Origin of the sequence: Heliomicrobium undosum, from assembly GCF_009877425.1 — a bacterium.
GTDB lineage: Bacteria > Bacillota > Desulfitobacteriia > Heliobacteriales > Heliobacteriaceae > Heliomicrobium > Heliomicrobium undosum.
This window is the reverse complement of the sequence record NZ_WXEY01000005.1, coordinates 51,894-68,989: the sequence shown is the minus strand read 5'-3', so window position 1 is coordinate 68,989 and position 17,096 is coordinate 51,894. Positions and strand designations below refer to the sequence as shown.

The following is a 17,096-nucleotide window of genomic DNA, read 5'->3' as shown; positions in this document are numbered from 1 at the left end:
TTGCCACCTGCCACTCAATCTCTTGCCACAAAACCCCGCATTGCGCGGGGTTTTCATTTTCGGTTAATTCCTTAACAGCACTCCGGATGATGGCGGGCTCGTTCAAACCCAGTTTTTGTTAGATGACATTAAAAAGCAGGGTTTGGCTAGCAAGCCCTAGCTAACATAAATTAGCCGGATAGGTTGACTTAAACCCTTGATGATATGGGGGATTTAGCAAATTGAAAAATATAGACGAAATGATTGAACAGTACAAAGAAGCGGGTTTGTCAGCTTTAGTGCGAAAATGACCATGAAAGTATGGAAAGAGAAGGGTTCATTGACCTTTTAAATAACAAAACCGGCACCGTGTGTAAAACGATGCCGGCTCGCGAAACGTTCAATTAACCCCGCATCCCCAGGTTGAAACTGAGCACCTCAAGGTTCACCGTCAAGTCGATATTGCGGACCTCCACCTCGGGCGGAACGTTGAGGACCGTGGGCGCGAAGTTGATGATGGCGGTGATGCCCGCCGCGATCAGCGCTTCGGCCACCTGCTGGGCCGAAGCGGAGGGGACGGTGATGATGCCGATGCGGATATCCTTCTCCCGCACCGTCTCAGCCAATTTCTCCATGGGCAGGACGGACAGGCCGTTCGGCAACTCGCCGTGCTTGGCCGGATTGGCGTCGAAGAGGGCGATCACATCGAAGCCGCGATCCTGCAAGCCCCTGTAGCCGCTCATGGCCAAGCCCAGGTGGCCGGCACCGATGATGACGACGGGCCAGGCCTGATTGACACAGAGCAGCTTATCCACTTGGGAGCACAATTCCCGGACGCGATAGCCGACACCGCGGATGCCGAACTCGCCGAAGTAGGAAAGATCCTTGCGGACCTGGGCCGACGGGATGCCGACGGCGGCGCCGATCTCATCAGAGGAGATTATGTCAATGCCTTTGCTGCTAGCCTGATTGAGAAATCGAGAGTACAGGGAGAGCCGGACCACAGTCGGTTCAGGGATCTTTAACATTTTCATCTGGGAAACCTCCGGTAACGTTTGTACTTCTAGGTCTAGCATCATATCTTTAGTATAATACAAATAAAATGCCGAGCATAGCACATCCCATGTTAATTCCCTCGAAAAACATTTCAATATCCTTACACAACCGGCTTTTTCATTGATCTATCCCTGTATACAGACCGACGAGGGGGAGCGTTCATGTTTCCAATTCCCTGGAGAAAGTCACTGGTGATCCAGTTCTTGCTAAATACGGCCGTGATGATCACCCTTGGGTTTTGCGCGCTGATCATCGTCTTCAAGATGGGGAAGGAAACGGCGGCCTTGACGGGAGACCACGGCTGGAGCCTTCTGGAGATACCGGGCCGGCTGCTGCTTGTGGGCGGCTTGTGCCTGCTCTTCTTCTTGGCCATGCTGGCGCGCATGGGCCGCTTTGTCGTCAATTTTCAAGAGGAGATGCTCTCCGAGATTCACACGCGGACCCAGGCGCTCAAGGAAAAGGTGACCACCCTGGACGCGCTGAGTAAGATCAGCAACGCCGTGTTGGGCGCCTCGCACAATGTGGAACAGGTGCTGGCGTTGACGCTGCCTTTTGTGAGCGAGGCCATTCCCTCCGATCGGGTGGTCGTCAGCCTCCTGGAATGGGAGAAGCATCGCGCCGATCTCTTCACCTACGAAGGTATGCAGTTTAAAAAGCTTGTCATAGCAGAAACCCCCGATGACTCGCCTCACCTGCGGGTGGTGCAGATGGGGGCGCCCTTGGTCATTACCGACCTGTTGGCCTCACCCAAGACGATCCACTCTCGTCCCGCCAGACGGGGCTTTCGCAGCCTTCTCTCCGTACCGCTCACCGTTCGGGGAAAAACCATCGGCGCCCTGGCCGTTCTGCACCGATCCATCCATTCCTTTCCTCAAGGGGAGATCGATCGGGCGATGCAGATCGCTTCCCACCTGGCCCTAGCCCTCGATAATGTGAACGCCAACGCCGATCTCGAAGAAACGCTGTTCAACACCATCACCGGGCTGGCCGAAGCGGTCGACGCCCGCGACGCCTATACGGGGCATCACTCCCAGCAGGTTTCCCAACTGGCCGCCGCTATCGCCAGCCGCCTGGGCCTGTCCGGCGAGACCCTGGAGACGATCCGCATCGCCGGGCTGCTTCATGACATCGGCAAAATTGGCATCGCCGAAACGATCCTGCGCAAGACCGACCGGCTGACCGACGAAGAATTTGCCGTCATGCGGCAGCACCCGGTCATCGGCGCCCGCATCCTGCGGCCGTTGAAAAAGCTGCGCAGCGTCAGCAAGCTCGTCTACCACCATCACGAGCGCTACGATGGCCGCGGCTACCCTGACGGGCAAAAGGGAACTGACATCGAGTTGGGCGCCCGCATCTTGACCTTGGCCGACAGCATTGACGCCATGAACGGCGATCGCCCCTACCGTCCCCGTTTGCCTTGGCGCCGGATTGTCGAGGAGATCAAAAAAGGGGCCGGGACACAGTTTGACCCAGCCCTGGTCCCCGTCGCCATCGAGGCCTTTCAGGCCTTAGCGCCGTTGACCTCTTCCAGCAGCGCCAGCACCGTCTCGTCGGAGGTCTGTCCGAAATCTTCGTAATACGCGCCGACGGCGTAAAAGGGTTCCGGGACGAAGGGGCAGAGGACGAAGTCGACCGTGTCCTGCAAGAGGGAGAGCGTGTCCGCCGGTCCCACCGGGAGGGCGACTGCCAGAAAGGCGGGCTGGTACGCCCGCAAGGTGGCGATGGCTGCCCGAAGGGTATAGCCGGTGGCAATGCCGTCATCGACGAGGAGGATGCGCTTGTCTTTCGCCTGGTCGGGCGTGAGCGGGAAGGGGTAGTCGCGTTGGCGACGCTCCAACTCAGCCAGTTGCCTGTTTTTTTCCGCCTCGATGTAATCGGGGGAGATCCCGTAGCGGCGGATCAGGGGCTCATCGAGCAAAAGGGAACCGTCAGGTCCGATGGCCCCGATGGCCACCTCCTCCTGACCGGGCATCCCCAATTTGCGGGGGCTGATCAACGCAATGGGAACGTCGAGTTGACGGGCGATGGGCGCCGCCACCTCGACGCCGCCCCGGGGGATGGCGACGACAATATCAAGGGGTAATTCGGCTGCCGCGATCTGCGCTGCCAGTTGCTGACCGGCTTGCTGCCGGTTGACGTAACGGTCGTTCCGATCATCCACGGATAAAACCTCCACTATCTTGTTTTTGTTTGTCTGGAGAGGTCGGTTGCAGGAATCCAGGAGAAGATCTCGAAAATGTTACGACTAGGCGGAGTTGAGTTCAGCCGCCTGATAGCATGCCCATACCGGCGTTCCTGCCTTTGCAACGAACATCCTTATTTTTACTGGCTTGTTTCAATCGTCATACGAGGAGGTTTCGTATATGTTCTGGCGCAAATCGACAGATGAATCGGAGCCCCGCCCCTACACGGGACCGAAACCGACGATCTCACTTCAGGATCCCTCCTTTCAATTGTCTGTCCGTTTTATTAAGCTGACGCCGGATCAACTGGAACTCCTGCAGGAAATCCGGCCCATCCTGGAACAGAACGCCGACGCGGCGGTGGAGGCCTTTTACGGCCACCTTGGCGCCATGCCGGAGATGCGCGAGTTTATCGACAAGAACACCACCGTCGACCGGTTGAAAAAGACCATGCGGAACTATATCCTCAGCCTGGCGCCGATGAAGGTCGATGACAACTACGTGGTCGAGCGCTACAAGATCGGGAAGGTCCATGACCGCATCTCCCTGCCGCCCTACTGGTTTACATCGGCCTACCAGTTGCACTACAACTTTCTGATCCCCAAGATCATGGACGCCTACAAGGACAAGGAACGGGCCAAAAAAGCGGTGACAGCGCTGTTGACGATCACCAACCTGGATCAGCAACTGGCCATGAGCAGCTATATCGAGAGCTACACCTCCGGCCTGTCGAAGAAAGAAGAGCTGGAGAAGATCCTGAACGACCTGACATCGCTGCAGCAGCAGGTCAACGACGCCAGCCAGAGCCTGGCCGCCACGGCGGAGGAGACGGCAGCGTCGGCGGCGCACATGTCCACGTCGGCCGAACGGATTACCCAGAACGTGACCGAGGCGGCCAAGCACTCCTCCGAGGTCGTCACCCTGGCCAAGGGCGGCGAGGGACAACTGAAGGAAGCCGTTCAGGCCATCCGGGAGCTTTCTCAACTGATGCTCGAGATGAAGCAGAAGATCGCCGCCCTCGATGTGAGTTCCGAGAAGATCTCCTCCATCGCCGAGGTCATCCAGGGCATCGCCTCTCAGACCAACCTCTTGGCGTTGAACGCCGCCATCGAATCGGCTCGGGCTGGCGAACACGGCCGCGGCTTCAACGTCGTCGCCCAGGAAGTGAAGAAGCTGGCCGGCAGTTCGGAGCAGTCGGTGAAAGAGATCGCCGAGATGATTCAGGTGTCGCGCAACCATACGGCCGGTGTGAGCGGGTCGATGGAGCAGAACGCCAAATCGATGGAGCGTGTCAACGAACTGGTGGACAAGGTGGTCCAGGGCTTTTCCCGGATCATCGAGTCGATCGCCCTCAATCAGGAGCAGATGCGGCAGATCTCTGATGAGGTGGTCACGCTCAGCACGACGGCCCATGAGATCGAAAATGCCTCCGAGTCGGTGGCCCATTCGGCGGAGGATCTGGCGATGATGGCCCAGGAAATCAAACAGTAAACAGAAAAAGCCCCGAGAAAAAGCCCCGGAAGACGTCCTTGTTCAGGCGTCATCCGGGGCTTTTTTCATCATCTCCAGGCGCTGCCGCAGCCGTCGCTGTCTCAGGCTGCGTAAACCGGCGCCAAGCAAACAGAGGGCCAGGAGCAGCCAGAATCCGATCTGACCGGCGAGGAAACCCGCCGTGTCCAGAGCCAGGGATAAGACGAAAGAGGCCAGTTCTTTCAGGAGGAAGAGGTAGAAGCGCCAGATTTCCGCGTCCTGGAACATGGGCAACCATCTCCCCGGGCGTGCTGTTTCTTCAATCCTCTCTCAGGAACGCGATTGTGCGATCACTGAAATCAGTGTCCCTCCAGAAGCTTGGCGTTAATCGCCTCAGTGATGGCAAAAAACGGCGGTGGAAAAAACGTCCCTGTAAGGTCATGCTCCACAGGGGACAGTCCGTTACAGGGACGCGCATCGCAGAGAACATTTAGAGGGAACGTTCCATCATTGCCAGTTCCGCCCGGATCCGCTCCGCCGCGGCCACGTCAAAGTCCACATCAAGCGCCGCCAGGAGGCCGGCGTAGTGGTCGTCCACCGCCTGCTGCGCGCGGTGGCGTCCCTGTTCCAGCGTCTGCGCGAGCAGGGGGGCGTAGATGTCCTTGACCACGACGGACGCATCGGACAGGTAGGCCTGCACGGGGGAACGCAGGCTTTCCTCCAGTTGTGACCGGAGGCGGTTTCGGCCGGAACCCTCGAAGAAATCCTTCGGGTTGCTGATCCCGTTGGGCAAGACGCGGAGGGCTGCTGACCGGGAGAGGGAGAGCCGCTCCGGAATTTCCAGGGCCGGCAGGGTCGCCGGTTCGTAGGCCGGCAGGACGCAGCGGGAATCGACGGCGCCGACGGACTGGGCCAGTTTGTTCCGGTACTGGCTGGCGCGTTTGTGGACAAACTGCTCCAGGCGCAGCGACGTGGCCCGGATCTCCTGGGCCAGTTCTTTTTCCAAGGTCTGCAGCAGTTCCTCCAGGCAGTGCTGCATGCCTTTTTTCGTGATGTTGCCTCGTGAATCCTGAAGCACCGACGGGTTGAAGTAGCGGTCGAAGAGATCGCCGAAGCGGTAGAATATCCGCTGGTTGACGTAATAGATCAGTTCGTCGGCCTCTTTGTCCAGGAGATCCCGGTCGGCGTCGACGCTGACGGCGCTGACGGCCCGTTCGGCGTCGAGGCGGGAGGTTTCACAGGCAGCCCGTTTGCGCCGGCGCGCCGACGCGTCCAGGTGCGCCGCTTCAATCATATCGTCCAGACCGGCGAGACAGCGGTCCATGTCGCCCTCGGCGGCGGAGACGGCGATCTGGGTCAGTTCATGGAGGGTGAAGCCGTAGAAGTCGGCTTCAAAACGGTCATAGCCGGAGAGGGAAAAACCTGCCGGCCAGGGGAGCAGTCCTTCGCTTGCGACGCTGCCGGCCGCTCCTGCACCGACGGCCTTGCCCGCGCTGTCAATCTCCGCTCCGCTGATCTCGACTCCGCCGGATCCGCCTTCCCGCACAAGGCCCAGCGAATCTGTCCGCTGCCGGTAGGTCTTTTCCTGGGAGGCCGTCAGCATCCCCAGTTCGCCCAGACGGGCCAGCAGCGCCGTCTGGCTGGACACGGTGTAAAGGCGGGGGTTGCGGATGCCGCAGGCGGCGATCCGCTCGGTCACATGGCGTTGCACCTCAGCCAGTTCGCCGGCGCTGCGGGCTAAGTCGGCGGCGTTGATCAGGAAGAACATCTTGTCCAGGCCGAAGCTGTCTTTCACCCGCCCCAGTTGGAAGAGGAAGTCACGGTCGGCATGGGAGAAGGCGCTGTTGAAGTAGGTGACAAAGAGGATGGCATCGGCGTTTTTGATGTAGTCGAAGGCGACGCCGGTATGGCGGGCGTTGATCGAGTCGGCGCCGGGCGTGTCGACGAGCATGACGCCGCGAGCGGTGAGGGGGCATTGGTAGTACAGTTCGATCCACTCGACAAAACAGGCTTTTTCCTCGCTAGCCACATAGTCGTGGAAGGCGTCCAGGTCAATGACCAACTCCTCGCCCAGGCTACCCTCGACGGCGCCGATCCCGCGGGCGACGGCCCGGAGGAAGGAGTAGTGGGGCTTGGCTGTGGGGTGGATGTCGCCGGGGGATATCTCATTGAGCCGCCGCAGCGCTTCGGCCATGTTCGAGGCGGCCATGTCGCAGGCACTGAGGGAATGGAGGACGTCGCTCTCGATGTCGGCGGCTGTCTTCAGGCGGACGCGGACCGTGCCATGGGGGTTCTCTTCGTTTGGGGGGAGGATCTTGTTGATGGCGGCTGTCGTCGGGTTGGGCGAGACCGGTAGCACCGGGCGGCCGAGGAGGGCGTTGGCCACTGACGACTTGCCGGCGCTGAAGGCGCCGAAGAGGGCAACGGTGAAGATGTTTTTGTCCAGCCGTTCGGCCCGGTTGGCCAGACCTTCGGCGATATGGTCGAAGCCGGGCAGGGGCGCCACGGCGGCGGCGCATCGGCGCAGTCGTTGCGCCGTATATTGCAGTACCGGGGGAGCGTCTGCCGTCGTTCCCGTTGCGCCCTCTGCGTCACTGAGCGCAGGCGAGGTGATCGATCCGGCGGCGGGGTGTAAAGCAGATACGCCGGCGGCGGCGGCGCGCGCCGGCGCCGATTGTTCGCGGAGCGCCTGGCCGAGGCCGGCCAGGGGATCGGGCGCGGTAGCGCCGGCTTTGCCGCTCAAGGTAGCATCGGTAGGGGAATCGCCGTCCGTTGCCCCTGCCGCGCTGTCCGCAGACGATGGAGAAGGGGAGAGCAGCGATTCCACCGGAACGGGATCCGGCAGTCCGCGCTGCAAGGCGGCCAGCAGTTCGTTGCGGCTTTTTCGTTCCTCCTGATCCATCCGGTCCAGGGTCTTGACGGCGTCAGCCAGGGATTGCAGGGGCTCCAGTTGGCGCGTCAATTGTTCCCGCTGCTGGGCTGTGGCCCTTTCCGCCAGTTGGACAGCCTCTTCGGCCAGGGCCAAGGCTTCCCGGCGATAGAGGGACTTCACCTCGGCGGCGATGTCGCGGGTGTAGTTGTGGATATACTCGTTGCCGGCAACGGCGCCTTCGCGCACCACCCGGGCAAGCAGGTCGGCGTCCCAGTGGACCGAGAGGCTGTTGGCGCGCTGCATGTAATCGCCGTCAGTCACCCCGTGGCTTTCGGCCACCCGGGAGAGGACGTCGCGCAGGTGCCACTCCAACTGTGTCGAGACATGCTGACGAAAATCCGCATAGACCGCATCGAGCCGGGCGGCGATTTCCTTTTTCGTCTTTTCGCCGGAGAAAAGGAAGCCCACTTTGAAGCCCGGGCTTCGGCTTTCCAGGTATCGGCGGGAAAGTTCCGATGTGGTGTGGGGGGTGATGCGGGCGTTTTCCACGATCCGGCGGATCTCCTGGTCCAGTTCCTCCTGCAGCCGATGGGGCGCGCGCCGCAGTTCATCGACCTGGCGGCTCACCTGCCCATAGGTCCGCAGCGCTTCTTCCAGGTCTTCCGCAGCATCGAGGAGGGCTTGCAGCCGCTGGCGTTCCTCCCGGTAGGCGTCAGCGAGACGTCGGCAATGGTCATCGATCAACTGCCGGGCCGCCGGCAGGACGGAAGCCACGAGCAGTTCCTCTTCATGGCGGAAGAGGTCCTGGAGGCGCGCCTTCAGGCGGGGAAGCTCATTCTCCGGGTGTGCCCCATCGGTCAGGCTGGTGAAAAAGAGCCCCTCGGGGCGAATGTCCCAGGCTGCGAAACCGGCGGCGGAACTGCGCCGAAAGTAGTCGAAGTCGAGTTCAAAGTCGCAGTGCTTGTCGATCTGGTTGACGATCAGGAAGACTGGCTTCCCGCGCTCCTTGAGGCGCTTGGTGAAGGAGAAGTTGATCTCCGACTGGACGTGGTTGTAGTCCATGACATAAAAGATGACGTCGGCGGCGACGATGGCAGGATCCTCGGCGAGTCGGCGGGCCGTCTCTGCCGAGTCGACGCCAGGCGTATCCACGAGGTCGACAGCGCTTCCGAAGAGGTCGATGGGAACGGCGATATCGACAGAGTGGGTGTCAGCGCTGTCGAGGCAGTGGTCCTGCACCCCGGAGAGGTTGGCGAAGAGGTCCAGTTCGACCGTGTCGCCGCTTTTGAGCCGCGCCCGGGCGGAAGCCGGTCCGGAGCGGACGGTGACGATGTTGGCGCTGGAGGGGATGGGGCTGGTTGGCAGGATGTCATCGCCGATCAGGGCATTGATCAGCGCAGATTTTCCGCCGGAGACGTGGCCGCAAAAAGCGATGCGCAACTGGCGCCGGCGCAGTTTGCTGATGAGGGCCTCGGCCGCGTAGGCGGCGTGCTCGTCGTGGCTCTGGCGAAAGCGGCCGGCCAAGTTCTCCAGCCGTTCGATCAGCACCGGGATGACCGCCGATGCCGGGAGAGAGTTTGTAGTCAACTTCACGCACCTACTTGACAAAAAATATCGAAAAAGCGAAAGCCTATAAACAATACCGATTCTATCATTTTAACGGAGATCAACGGAATCCCCGGAAGTCAGATTTTTCTGCCGATGCAGAAAAAGATCCTGTATTTTTTTTCGAATGCAGGCAGGCTTTCCCGGACACTTTATTTCAGGGAGGTGAGGTCTGTGACGTCAGGAGAAGAGAAGGAGCGTCTCGTGATCCGAGAAGTCGGCCCAAAGGGCACCCATGTGCGAACACTGACAAATACGGTGGATATGGGCGCCGGAAACACGGCGGAACGTCAACCCGATGCGAAAGCTACCGCCAAGGAATAGAGACGTCTTCGTTGACGCGCCGGCGCTTCAACAGCAATGTGCCAGCGCCCACAACGCACAAGTAATGTGTCAACAATGCGCCGAGGAAGAAAAAGCGACAGGCCTAGCCCTAGGAACGGCAAGGCCTGTCCTTATGTGTCCGAACAGTTGATACGCTGACCGGTGAATCGCGCAGTCACCTGCCGATACACTCGTAAATCAGGCCATACTCTTCCATTTGCTTGCGACGGTAGATGTTGCGAAAATCAAAAAAGTAGGATTCACGCATGGCCGATTTGATGCGCGGAATGTCGAGGTTACGGAACTGGTTCCATTCCGTCAAGATGACGACGGCGTCGGCGTCCTGAACGGTGTCATACTCGTCACGGCCAAAGGATATCTGGTGATTGTCCCAGATTTTCTTTGCGTTTTCCATGGCGCGCGGATCGTAGGCGCGAATCATGGCGCCTTCGCGTAACAGTTGATCGATGATGGTGATAGCGGCAGACTCACGCATATCATCCGTTTCGGATTTAAATGCCAAACCGAGAATGCCGAAGCGCCGTCCTGATACAGCGCCCATGCGCCCTTTGATTTTATGTACGATAAATTCCTTCTGTCTGCTGTTGCTGGCGATTGTCTCTTCGACTAGACCCAATGGCATACCTTTCTCACGGGCAAAAACCGTGAGCGCAGCCGTGTCTTTTGGAAAACAGGAACCTCCAAAACCGGGTCCGGGGTGTAAGAACTTGCTCCCGATGCGCCCATCTTTGCCAAGGGCGATCGCCAACTGCTGCACATTTGCGCCGACGGTATCGCAGAGACGGGCCATCTCGTTGATAAAGGCGACCTTCATTGCCAAAAAGCTGTTGGAGGCATATTTAATCAGTTCCGAAGTTCGCAGGTCAGTTATAATGAAAGGAACTTCATTGAGGTATAAGGGGCGGTATACCTGCTTGAGCATATCCAATGGTCGGGGATGACTTACTCCGATGACAACACGGTCTGGATGTAAAAAATCATAAACGGCTTTCCCTTCCCGAAGAAATTCTGGATTCGATACGACATCAAATTCGTATTCGTTGGCATTGAAAGAATCAATGATGGCCCGGATCATCTCATTCGTTCCTACCGGAACGGTGCTTTTTGTCACAACAATCTTATACCCGTTCAGACTCTTTCCGATTAATTCTGCCGTCTTTTCAACCGCCGAAAGGTCGGCCTTGCCATTTTCCGCCTGAGGGGTTCCCACGGCGATAAAGATGATTTGCGCCCATTGAATCCCGAAAGTCAGGTCTGTGGAAAAGGTCAGACGCCCGGCTTTGACATTGTCTCTCAGAAGCTCATCCATGCCGGGTTCGTAGATGGGTAATGCACCGAGGTTCAACTGTTGTATTTTCTCGTTATTGATATCGAGGCACATGACGGTAGAACCGAAATTGGCCAAGCCAATCCCGGTAGTGAGACCAACATATCCCGTCCCGATTACGCCTATTTTTAACATGGCAAAATACCTCGTTAACCTAAAAACTGAAAAAGGCCATGGCGGCACGAATTGTCTACTTCGAACTTGGCCATTAGGAAAAACCCCGATATAAAATACTATGAAGTAAGGTAAAAAAAAATTCCCCGGATATCCGGGGAATTGGGACAAAATTTAGTTGGATAAGGTCACTTCGATGGCTTTGTAACCGCTGGTGTAGTAGATGGTTGCGCTCTGCTTCTGTTGGATATCATCGAAGTTCTTACGCACACCGTTCAGGGTGATGATCGTGTTGCTGTCGATGATGTAACCCACCGTTGTTCCGATATATATATCCTTGGTGGTCCGGTTGATGCCGTCGATTTTGCCCGATACCTTGCTGGCGACAAAGGCCCGCATGATCCGGTTTTGATCATCAGCAAATGCTTGAATCCGGTCTCCGACACTGATGACGGACAGTCCGTAAGAGGTTGTTCCTCCTTTATCGACCTTGAAGCGACTTGCCGTTTCTACTGTGCGGCTGGAACCGTCATACTGGCGGATGACCAGTTTGTCACGGCCCGTATCGACGCCAGTGACTTCGCCGGCGACCGGTGTCTGCACAGCAATCTGGTAGGGCTCATCGCCCCAGTAGGAAACGACAGCCCACTGCCGGACAGTGACATCAGACAAACTCGGCTTGGTGATGTTGGGCACTGTCAATTTCAGACTGCTGTTCACCGTGTAAGAACGTTCATAGTCATCCATATCCTTTATGTAGATGCGTTCTGAGGTTTTGTCGATAATCTCGCCGGTAAGTTGCGTGTGTACTTGGATCCGGGTGATTTTGTCGCCTGAAACCCGCGCCTTCACTCGATCATCAACGTCGACATCATCCAAATCTTCACCGGAGCGCCGGAAAATCTGATATTCCGCATTCGTTTCAACGGTGTATATCTTTTCCGCTCCGGTCGTGTCGCGGAGGGTGATGAGGTGACGATCGGCGTCAACACGGGTGACGACACCCTCAATGGTGTTTTTGGACTTGATGTAGGTGATTTTGTTGTCTGTATTCAATTCAAACTCGATCGATGTGTCAATGCCCAGGTTGCTGATTGTCGGGTTGGAGTTCCCTTCGATGTCCAGGATGACCGGATCCTTGATCTCATAAGATTGAAGGCGATCCCGAGAATCCTTGACGATCAGCAAACGGCGGCTCGTGTCGATGGAGGCGATTTTCCCCGTCAATCCCTTCGTGTTGCCTGCGCGGACGATGACCAGTTTTTTGACGGCCCCGCTCTCCAATTGCACAGTCACTGCATCCTGCAGATAAAGGTTTTCAATGGCCGCCGATGTGCCGTCAGAGAACTGAAGCGCTGTCGTTTCCGGCAGTTCGAAGGCATACAGTTGACCGTCGTCGCCCTTGATCGTCACTAGCCGGCTGTCTTTGCTGATCAGGCTGACGGTCCCCTTGACGGTCACCGTGCTCTTCGGTTTTTGCAATATGATTTTGTTGACCACATAGCTGCCGTCGACTTCGACACTGACCATGTCGCCTTTTGCCAAATCCTCCAGGGAGGCGAAACGCTTCCCGTTGTATTCGACAGTGGCGCTATCTCCCAGATAATAGGAGGAATAATGATTGGCGCCATCGGAGAGGACAAGCAGTTTTGCCGTAAGGTTTATGTCGATAATGGTTCCCTGCAAACCCTGTTGGCCCACACTTTCAAGGAGGATTTCAGCGATTTTCCCTTCGTTGTTGAGCCGGAGTTGCGCTTTGCTGCCGGGGCCGACTTGACTTGTCGAGAGTTTTTGCCCCGACAGATTCATGACGCTGACGCTGGCAGCCAGGGAATAGGTAAAAGGTTTGCCGGTGTCATCCTTGAGGGTGAGCAGTCCCTGCTCTGGGAGGGAGGCGATCACCTCGCCGCGTAACACATTGGCTGATTGACCGCTGCCCTGGACCACCTCAAGGTATACGACCTTGTCTCCATCTTTGATGTAGCGAATTTTGTCCTGGGGGTTGAGGTCACTGAGGGTGACCGCTTTCTCGGCGCCAAAGATCCGGGCGTTTGTGTCGAGAGACAATGAACTGAGGAGGTTTCCTTCTCCCAGCACTGAAAGAATGGCGTCGCGTCCGCTGATAAAGGTAGCCTCATTGATCCCGGGAGGCAACTGATCCATCTTCCGCTCTGTCCGGTCGAGGAAAATCGCCATCTCGCCGCGGGTTACGATGCCGTTGGGATCAAAGCAGCCATTTTCTCGCCCGCGGATGAGTCCAAGGTCAGAGGCGATGGCGATATGGCCGCGGAGGGAGGCAGGGATTAGATTTGCGTCAGCGAAGGAGAGGGTGGCGCTCATGCGGCTTTGGGCCTCTTGTTCTTTGTTCAGAAGCCGGACCAGGAGGCGAGCAACCCAAGCTCTGGTTGCCCCTTGATGCCATGGAAAGTATTCTCCGGCATCGAGCAGATTCTGATTGACGGCGGTGACAAGATACCCTTTACCCCAGGCAGGCACATTGCCGCCGAATTTTTTCTCTGTTTCAGCCGTCAGCAGATTGGCAGTGGCGATCGCTGTATTCTCCATGCCGAAGAAGCGCTGGACCATGACGAGGGCCTCCAACTGCTTGACCGGGTCGGTGGGACCGAAGTTTCCGTCTTCCCGGCCTTTGATCGTTCCCTGGGCCGAGAGTTTCATGATGGGGCGGTATTCCATCATCATGGCGTTGACGTCGCCAAATTGGCGGACCGTTGCGGCAAAGGCGCTGAACGGCGCCGTGGCGGCTATGGAGAGAGTCAGGATCCCGCAGAGGATACGCTTGCGCAAGAGATAACCTCCTTTGGACGTTTTCCTAAATTAGCATTATTCGACAAGAATATAGCGAAGTCCTGTATTTTTTAGGTCAAAATGATGATTCCTTTCTCCAATAAGGTGAAGAGATGCTGCACTGTCGTTGCTGCACTGCAATGAAAAAAGCCACGGTGCTTATCCGTGGCGATGCAGTGAATATTCCTATGGCAATTTTACGCCTGTTTTACGGCAAGCCCATCTGCCGGCGCTTTGCCGAAGAAGCCGTAGCGGTCGGCCATTTTGCCGTACCAAGCCGCTGCCTGGACCTGCAGGATGAAGGCGAGGGTGACGACGAGGGCGGCCTGGGGGCCGAAGGCGGTAATGGCGAGGCCGAGGGCGATGGAGAGATTGCGCATCACTGTCCCGTAGATCAGGGCGACGCCGTCGATACGGTTGAGGAAGAGGCGAGCGATGACGGTGCTCAAGGTGAAGTTGATCAGGTAGAAGATTGCCAGGGCGAGCAGGATGCCGCCAAGCAGGTCAGGGCGGGCGAGCACCATTTTCGACTTCATGGAGATGGAGGCGAAGATGATGGCCAGCATGGCCCAGAAGCTGACCGCCGGCAGGTAGGGTTTGATCACCTTCTGGAAGTGTTCCTGGCCGTACTTTCCTTTTAACTGCAGGAATGTCACATGTCCCAGCACCAGGGGCAGAAAGACGATGACAGCGATGGTGGTAAAGGTCTTCATCAGGTCGATGGGCACGTACTTGCCGACCATGACGAGGAGATAAAAGGGCGCCAGGATGGACCCGGTGATCAGGCTGAGGGCGGTCATTTTGATGGCGGCAGGCACGTTGCCCTTGAACATCATCGTCCAGGAGATGGTCATGCCACTCGTCGGAAGCAGGCCGGCGATGGCCAGGCCTGCCATCATGGACGGATCGCCCGAGAGGAACGTCGTGCCCAGACCCCAGGCTAAAAGCGGGATGAGCAGAAAGTTGATGACCAAGGAGATGCCGACGACCTTGGCGTGGCTGAAGTCGAAGGCCTCTTTCAGTTTGACGCCGATCATGGTTGGGTAGATCATCAAAAAAGTGCAGATGAGAATAAAGTTGCCGAGACCGCTGGTGTCTACGAACAGACCGGCCGTGAACCCAAGCGCCAATGTGATCGGTATGCTGAGCACTGGGTTCTTGGAAGGCCAAAACAACGCGGTTTTTCCCATGGGAATCCTCCTTACCCCTATATGGTATCCAGATACTATGATTATAGGCAGATCGATTTTCGCTCGCACCGTATAGGCGACAACTTTATTTTTTTGATTGGCGAAAGGGAGAGCGATTAATCGGGACGGTTTTGCATGTTCAAGGACAAAAAATCGCTCGCGAAAGTCGAGATGGGCATAGAATAAAATATCCAAAAATTGCTAATAAGAGGAGGAAGCGTGAAATGATTTTGCGGCCTGTATGCTATCGCACGGTCTCTCCCCATTGCGGGAAACCGGCTCAGATGCGCCTGAGTTGCGGGAAGGTGCTACATGGCAGGATCCAACGGGTCACTCCCAACGGTGTATGGTTTCATTCCAGCAACCCCGGGCTTTTCTTCTATCCCTTTTTCGCCATCTCCGTGCTGGCATTGACCCTTCCCTTCTGGGCAGGTTTCGGGGTCGGTTACGGCAGAGGCTATCGCAGGGGTTATTATTAATAACGCAAAAAGAGCCGGAGTGGCCTCAGGGCCCGCCGGCTCTTTTTTGCGTTCATGGGAGGATCATGTTGTGTTCATGGGAGATCATGTCAGCAGATCATCGTCGTTTGACCGGTGCAGTTCCCTTTGCAGGGCGAAATCGCCCCAGGATTGCATCTCCCCGCCGCCGCTCACCTGGGTGATCTGCCCTTCCTCATCGGGGGACAGCGCCTGACTGGCGCCTTCTTGGCCCGGCTGGGCATGCCGGAGAGGATGGGAAGGCGACGGAAAGCCTTCCGTCACATCACTGTGCGTCATGGGCTCCACTCCTTTGCAGGAGCTAGTATGCGCAAAATCAGGACCTTATTTGTGGTCGAGCAGACCCTCTTTCAATTCGTCAGGCGTCTTGCCCTGTTCGGCGGCGAGTTCCTTCAATTTCTTCTTCGGATCGCTTTCCGGGGGCAGGCCCAGGCGGCGGATCACCTCCGGCGCCGGCAGTGAGAGAGTCTCACCGATCTGCTCCAGCGTCATCCAGCCTTTGATCTCTTCCGTCGAAGTGACCGTGCCGACAGGAGGCAGCGACTGTTTGGTCACCCACAGGTTGCTGGCCATGGCGCCGCCGACGACGGCCCAGAATAGGGCCAGTACAAGCAATCCGTAATGGAGCGGTTTGATGCGCATCACACATTCCCTCCTTGATTATGAAAACATCTCCCTTAGACCGTTGCCGGAGGAATTCACCGGGATACTGACGGGGGAACCGAGGTTGCGGGACCGGTCTTTCCCGCTTCCAGCACAAGGGCATCCGGTTTCGGGCACGATTCCATGCATTGCAGGCACTTGATGCAGCGCCCGTCGGGGATGGTCCCGCAGTGCTGCACATCGATGCCCACCGGGCAGTTGCGGGTGCAGGCGCCGCAGTCGATGCAGGCGTGGGCTTGTCGTTTGAGCTTGAAGAGGCTCAAGGGGCTCACCAGGCTGTAGACGGCCGAGAGGGGGCAGAGGTAGCGGCACCAGAAACGTTCGATGGGGAGGGAGAGGGCGACAAAGAGCGCCAGGACGACGATGGACGTGGTCGTTTCAAACTCAAAGTGGAAGAGCACCTTGAAAGGGTCATAGGGCTCAAACCAGAGCTTGTTGTCGAGGACGGTCATGTAGAGGATGAGGGCGAGAAAGAGAAAGCGAAGGGCGCGCAGCGGAAGGTCGACGCTGGGGGGGACGGTCAAGGTTTTTCCGAAGAGCTTTTTGCCGAGACCGCCCAGCCATTCCTGGACGGCGCCGAGGGGGCAGATCCAGCCGCAAAAACCGGCGCCGGCGACGAGGACGAGGATTATACCTGCGGCGAGGAGCACCAGGTTGGCCATGTTCGTTTTGGCGAGAAACTTGCCTGTCGTGGCATAGGACCACAGGGTTTCAATGCCGCCGAAGATGCAAAAGGTGTCTAACGGGGCCGCCCCTTGCGGCCCTCCGCCGACGATCTGGTGGCGCAGGCCGATGTAGGATGTGAGTCCCACAAAGAAGAGCAGCGAGAGCCAGCGGACCAGGGTTACCCGGCGCGATGGGTGCAAGATCGATTTTCGGATCATGGAGCATACCTCCTTTGTATTGCCTTTGCCGATCTATATATGCAAAAAGCGTGCCAACAACTGCGCAACGAAAAAACCCGCCACAGTGGCGGGTGGAAAGGCTGAC

14 protein-coding genes are annotated in these 17,096 nt (G+C 57.6%); 4 read left to right on the top strand and 10 right to left on the bottom strand.

The window, feature by feature from the left end; all coding sequences use genetic code 11:
- Positions 1 to 383 precede the first annotated feature (383 nt).
- On the bottom strand, positions 384 to 1,013 hold the full coding sequence (locus GTO91_RS06820; protein ID WP_161256827.1) for a redox-sensing transcriptional repressor Rex: 630 nt from the start codon (positions 1,011 to 1,013) through the stop codon (positions 384 to 386).
- A gap of 183 nt (positions 1,014 to 1,196) precedes the next feature.
- Between GTO91_RS06820 and GTO91_RS06815 the strand changes: the two genes are divergently transcribed.
- Entirely contained in the window at positions 1,197 to 2,612 is a 1,416-nt protein-coding gene (locus GTO91_RS06815; RefSeq protein WP_161256825.1) for an HD-GYP domain-containing protein, read from the top strand.
- Here GTO91_RS06815 and GTO91_RS06810 read toward each other — a convergent pair.
- Positions 2,537 to 3,196, bottom strand: coding sequence for a phosphoribosyltransferase (locus tag GTO91_RS06810; protein ID WP_161256821.1), 660 nt, complete (start codon positions 3,194 to 3,196; stop codon positions 2,537 to 2,539). The two genes, GTO91_RS06815 and GTO91_RS06810, sit on opposite strands and share 76 nt — an antisense overlap.
- 202 nt (positions 3,197 to 3,398) lie before the next feature.
- On the opposite strand from GTO91_RS06810, the gene GTO91_RS06805 reads away from it, so the two are divergent.
- On the top strand, positions 3,399 to 4,709 hold the full coding sequence (locus tag GTO91_RS06805) for a globin-coupled sensor protein (RefSeq protein WP_161256817.1): 1,311 nt from the start codon (positions 3,399 to 3,401) through the stop codon (positions 4,707 to 4,709).
- 42 nt (positions 4,710 to 4,751) lie between these two features.
- On the opposite strand, the gene GTO91_RS06800 is transcribed toward GTO91_RS06805, so the two are convergent.
- Both GTO91_RS06800 and GTO91_RS17820 read right to left on the bottom strand, forming a co-directional pair.
- On the bottom strand, positions 4,752 to 4,976 hold the full coding sequence (locus GTO91_RS06800) for a hypothetical protein (RefSeq protein WP_161256814.1): 225 nt from the start codon (positions 4,974 to 4,976) through the stop codon (positions 4,752 to 4,754).
- A 202-nt stretch (positions 4,977 to 5,178) separates the two neighbouring features.
- The gene (locus GTO91_RS17820; RefSeq protein ID WP_207708983.1) at positions 5,179 to 9,147 is read right to left on the bottom strand and encodes a dynamin family protein; all 3,969 of its coding nucleotides are present in this window, start codon (positions 9,145 to 9,147) and stop codon (positions 5,179 to 5,181) included.
- 192 nt (positions 9,148 to 9,339) lie between these two features.
- On the opposite strand from GTO91_RS17820, the gene GTO91_RS06790 reads away from it, so the two are divergent.
- On the top strand, positions 9,340 to 9,489 hold the full coding sequence (locus tag GTO91_RS06790) for a hypothetical protein (protein ID WP_161256811.1): 150 nt from the start codon (positions 9,340 to 9,342) through the stop codon (positions 9,487 to 9,489).
- A gap of 175 nt (positions 9,490 to 9,664) precedes the next feature.
- Here the strand turns inward: GTO91_RS06790 and GTO91_RS06785 are convergent, their stop codons facing one another.
- The 3 genes from GTO91_RS06785 to GTO91_RS06775 form a co-directional block, all read right to left on the bottom strand.
- Positions 9,665 to 10,972, bottom strand: a complete 1,308-nt coding sequence (locus GTO91_RS06785; protein WP_161256808.1) for a UDP-glucose dehydrogenase family protein — start codon at positions 10,970 to 10,972, stop codon at positions 9,665 to 9,667.
- 153 nt (positions 10,973 to 11,125) lie between these two features.
- Positions 11,126 to 13,756: an S-layer homology domain-containing protein gene (locus GTO91_RS06780; RefSeq protein WP_161256806.1), complete on the bottom strand. Its 2,631-nt coding sequence runs from the start codon at positions 13,754 to 13,756 to the stop codon at positions 11,126 to 11,128.
- Positions 13,757 to 13,953: 197 nt separating this feature from the next.
- Positions 13,954 to 14,946, bottom strand: a complete 993-nt coding sequence (locus tag GTO91_RS06775) for an arsenic resistance protein (RefSeq protein ID WP_161256803.1) — start codon at positions 14,944 to 14,946, stop codon at positions 13,954 to 13,956.
- Positions 14,947 to 15,170: 224 nt separating this feature from the next.
- On the opposite strand from GTO91_RS06775, the gene GTO91_RS06770 reads away from it, so the two are divergent.
- Complete coding sequence (locus GTO91_RS06770) at positions 15,171 to 15,425, top strand: hypothetical protein (RefSeq protein WP_161256800.1); 255 nt, start codon at positions 15,171 to 15,173, stop codon at positions 15,423 to 15,425.
- A gap of 84 nt (positions 15,426 to 15,509) precedes the next feature.
- Here GTO91_RS06770 and GTO91_RS06765 read toward each other — a convergent pair whose 3' ends face one another.
- From GTO91_RS06765 to GTO91_RS06755, 3 genes are read right to left on the bottom strand one after another with little or no spacing between them, the layout of a single operon-like run.
- On the bottom strand, positions 15,510 to 15,722 hold the full coding sequence (locus GTO91_RS06765) for a hypothetical protein (protein ID WP_161256797.1): 213 nt from the start codon (positions 15,720 to 15,722) through the stop codon (positions 15,510 to 15,512).
- Positions 15,723 to 15,767: 45 nt separating this feature from the next.
- On the bottom strand, positions 15,768 to 16,085 hold the full coding sequence (locus GTO91_RS06760; RefSeq protein ID WP_161256794.1) for a hypothetical protein: 318 nt from the start codon (positions 16,083 to 16,085) through the stop codon (positions 15,768 to 15,770).
- Positions 16,086 to 16,141: 56 nt separating this feature from the next.
- On the bottom strand, positions 16,142 to 16,990 hold the full coding sequence (locus GTO91_RS06755; protein WP_161256792.1) for a 4Fe-4S binding protein: 849 nt from the start codon (positions 16,988 to 16,990) through the stop codon (positions 16,142 to 16,144).
- Positions 16,991 to 17,096 lie beyond the last annotated feature (106 nt).